This is a genomic window from Rhizobacter sp. P1_G5, assembly GCF_056405435.1.
This window is the reverse complement of sequence record NZ_JBFUCB010000637.1, coordinates 1-3366: the sequence shown is the minus strand read 5'-3', so window position 1 is coordinate 3366 and position 3366 is coordinate 1. Positions and strand designations below refer to the sequence as shown.

At 72.1% G+C, this 3366-nt stretch carries 4 protein-coding genes and 1 pseudogene; 3 read left to right on the top strand and 2 right to left on the bottom strand.

From position 1 onward, the window contains the following. A partial coding sequence (locus tag AC1D12_RS28565) for a LysR family transcriptional regulator (protein ID WP_477844482.1) occupies positions 1–532 on the bottom strand: 532 nt, incomplete at its 3' end. Positions 533–650: 118 nt separating this feature from the next. On the opposite strand from AC1D12_RS28565, the gene AC1D12_RS28560 reads away from it, so the two are divergent. The 3 genes from AC1D12_RS28560 to AC1D12_RS28550 are packed head-to-tail and all read left to right on the top strand — an operon-like array spanning position 651 to position 3100. Next, complete coding sequence (locus tag AC1D12_RS28560; protein WP_477844480.1) at positions 651–1508, top strand: NAD(P)H-binding protein; 858 nt, start codon at positions 651–653, stop codon at positions 1506–1508. Positions 1509–1545: 37 nt separating this feature from the next. Then, complete coding sequence (locus AC1D12_RS28555) at positions 1546–2460, top strand: aldo/keto reductase (RefSeq protein WP_477844478.1); 915 nt, start codon at positions 1546–1548, stop codon at positions 2458–2460. A 10-nt stretch (positions 2461–2470) separates the two neighbouring features. Further along, on the top strand, positions 2471–3100 hold the full coding sequence (locus AC1D12_RS28550) for a DUF6064 family protein (RefSeq protein WP_477844476.1): 630 nt from the start codon (positions 2471–2473) through the stop codon (positions 3098–3100). An 8-nt stretch (positions 3101–3108) separates the two neighbouring features. Here the strand turns inward: AC1D12_RS28550 and AC1D12_RS28545 are convergent. Continuing rightward, a pseudogene (locus AC1D12_RS28545) lies at positions 3109–3366 on the bottom strand (hypothetical protein); the annotation flags it as partial.

Below are 3366 nucleotides of genomic sequence, written 5' to 3'. Positions count from 1 at the left end.
GCTTCAGGTAGGCCGGCGACGCGACCGTGACGATGCGGCTCTCGAGCAGCTTGCGCGCCACCAGCGACGAGCTCGGCGGCTCGCCGAAGCGCACCGCGATGTCGAAGCCCTCGCCGACCAGGTCGCCGAGCTGCTCGCGGGCGATCAGCTCGAGCGTCAGGCCGGGGTGCAGCGCGAGGAAGCGCGGCAGGTGCGGCGCCAGCAGCAGGCGCGACGTGAACGCATCGGTGTTGACGCGCAGCCGGCCCTGCACGGTGCCCGACGAGCTGGTGGCGTGCGTCACCGCGTCTTCGATGCCGAGCACCAGCGGGTTGATGTCGGCATAGAGCCGGCGGCCTTCGTCGGTGAGGTTCAGCGAGCGGGTCGTGCGCTCGAGCAGGCGCACGCCGATGCGCGCCTCCAGCCGCGCGACGGCCCGGCTGACGCCGGACGGCGTCATGCCGAGCGCCTCGGCGGCGCGCACGAAGCTGCCGCCTTCGATCACCGCGGCCAGCACGCCGACGTTGGAGAGCAGGCGGCCATCGAGTGTCATCGTTCGCTCAATTCGTGATTCAGTGTCACCAATGATATGCCGCTGGTTGCCTTTACTCAAATGGTGTCGCTTCCTACGATTCGCCTCCTGATTGACGAATCGACGAAAGGAAGTCTTCATGCATGCCATCACCGGAATCACCGGCCAGGTCGGCGGCGCGGCCGCTCGCGAACTGCTGGCGCGGGGCGAGCGGGTGCGCGCCGTCGTGCGCGATGCCGACAAGGGGCGCGCCTGGGCGGCGCTCGGCTGCGAGGTCGCGCTCGCCACGCTGGACGACGCCGCGGCGCTGGCGCGGGCCTTCGACGGCGCCACGAGCGTGTTCGTGGTGCCGCCGCCGGTGTTCGACCCGGCGCCGGGCTTTCCCGAGGCGCGGGCCACGGCCGCGGCACTCGACCAGGCGCTGCGCGCCGCGCGGCCGGCGCGCGTGGTGTGCCTGTCGACGATCGGCGCGCAGGCGGCACCGTCGAACCTGCTGAGCCAGCACACGCTGATGGAGGAGGTGTGGTCGGCGCTGCCGCTGGACGTGACGCTGCTGCGCCCGTCGTGGTTCATCGAGAACCTGCGCTGGGACATCGACGCGGCGCGCACGCAGGGCGTGATCCCGGCCTTCCTGCAGCCGCCGGACCGGCCGGTGCCGATGGTGGCCACAGCCGACGTGGGGCGTGTCGCGGCGCGCTTGCTGACGGAGAAGGGCGCCGGGCAGCGCATCGTCGAACTCGACGGCCCGGCGCCGGTCAGCCCGAACGACATCGCTGCCGCGCTGGCGCAGGCGCTGGGTCGGCCGGTGCGCGCCGCGCCGGTGCCGCGCGACAGCTGGGAGGCGTTGTTCCACAGCCAGGGCATGCGCCACCCGCAGCCGCGCATCCGGATGATCGACGGCTTCAACGAAGGCTGGATCCGTTTCGCAGGCGGCGAAGCGGTGCAGGTGCGCGGGACGACCGGCCTCGCGAGCGTTGTCGAGCAACTCGTGGGGTGATCGCCACGCGCTGGCGGGCGGGTCGCAGAATCGGCGCATGAACGTCGATCCCTGCACCCGACGCGAGTGGCTGGCCGGTCTGGCCGCCGGTGCGCTGGTGGCCGCCGCGCCGGCCCGTGCTGCCGCGGCGCTCGAGCGCCGCATCCCGTCGAGCGGCGAGACGCTGCCGGTCATCGGGCTGGGCAGCTGGATCACCTTCAACGTCGGCAACGACCGTGCGGCGCGCGATGCCTGCACCGAGGTGGTCCGCGCGTTCTTCGCCGAGGGAGGCAGGCTGATCGATTCATCGCCGATGTACGGCTCGTCGCAGCCGACCATCGGCCATGCGCTGGCGCAGCTGGGCCGGCCGGCGGCGCTGTTCTCGGCCGAGAAGGTGTGGATCGGCGATGTGCAGCGCGGCGTGGCACAGATGGAGGCCTCGCGCAACTTCTGGGGCGTGCCGCGCTTCGACCTGATGCAGGTGCACAACCTGCTGTCGTGGCAGGAGCACCTGCCGCGGCTCCTCGAGATGAAGAAGGCCGGGCGGCTGCGCTACGTCGGCATCACCACCTCCGAAGGGCGGCGCCATGCCGAGCTGGAGCAGGTGATGCGCACGCAGCCGATCGACTTCGTGCAGCTCACGCACAACCTGGTGGACCGCGAGGCGGAGCAGCGCCTGCTGCCGCTCGCGCAGGAGCGCGGCATCGCGGTGCTGGTGAACCGGCCGTTCCGCGGTGGTGCATTGATGGATGCGCTGGCGCGCCAGCGGCTGCCGGCCTGGGCCGCGGAGATCGACTGCGCGAACTGGGCGCAGGTGGCGCTGAAGTTCGTCGTCTCGCACCCGGCGGTGACCTGCGCGATCCCGGCGACCAGCCAGGTGGGCCACCTGCGCGAGAACATGGCGGCGGCGCGCGGCCGCATGCCCGATGCAGCGCTGCGCGAGCGCATGGCGCGCACGGTGGCTGCGCTGTGAGGGCGGACCGTTGAGCGAGTGGTGGACCTACCGGCCGTCCAGCTTCCTGATGTTCTCGCCGCGCATCTACTGGCGGCTGTTCGAATCGCTGAACGAGGCGTGGTGGCCGCTGCAGTGGGTGGCGATGGGCGTGGCGGGAGCGTGGCTGGTCGGGCGCGTCCGTGGAGGCCGCCGAAGCCTCGATGGGCGCCTGCTGCGAGGCGCGTTCGCCTTCGTCGCGATCTGCTGGGCGTTCACGGCGTGGGCATTCCTGTTCGAGCGCTTCGTGCCGATCTTCTGGGCGGCGACGTATGCCGTCGCGGCGTTCGGCGTGCAGGCGGCCGGGTTGCTGGTGCTGGCCTTGAAGGGCGGCATCGATCTGTCGAGCCGAGGCTGGCGCGTGCGGTCCGGCATCGCGCTGGCGACCTGGGCGGTGCTCGTCCACCCGTGGATCGGTCTCGCGTTCGGGCACCCATGGCAACAGGCCGGGTTCTTCGGCCTGGCGCCCGACCCGACCGTGCTGGCGACGCTCGCGCTGCTGCTGCTCGCCGAGCCGTCGACCACGGCGGCCCGACGCGGGCTGCGACTGCTGTGGATCGTGCCGCTCGCGTGGTGCGTGTTCAGTGCCGTGATGCACGGCACGATGGCGGCGTCCCGGTAGCCAGGCGCTCAGTCGCCCGGCTCGGCGTGCACGCGCAGCACCAGGCTCCAGGTTCGCCCGGCCACCGGTGATGTGCCGACGCGGCCCTGCTCGTCGAGATCGAGCGTGATGCGCGACACCGACTGCTGCACGTTGCCGCCGATCGCCTCGAGCCGGCGCCCGGCGAAGTCGACGCGCGTGACGAGGTCGCAGTGCATCGGCGTGGGCGACTCGCCGGYGCTGATGCGGGCGATCTCGGTCGGCGCGATGCGCGCGCCTTCGCGCAG

Bases quoted from the DNA above. Each gene is read 5' to 3' on its own strand.
- AC1D12_RS28560 (WP_477844480.1), top strand. From the start codon at position 651: ATGCATGCCATCACCGGAATCACCGGCCAGGTCGGCGGCGCGGCCGCT.
- AC1D12_RS28555 (WP_477844478.1), top strand. From the start codon at position 1,546: ATGAACGTCGATCCCTGCACCCGACGCGAGTGGCTGGCCGGTCTGGCC.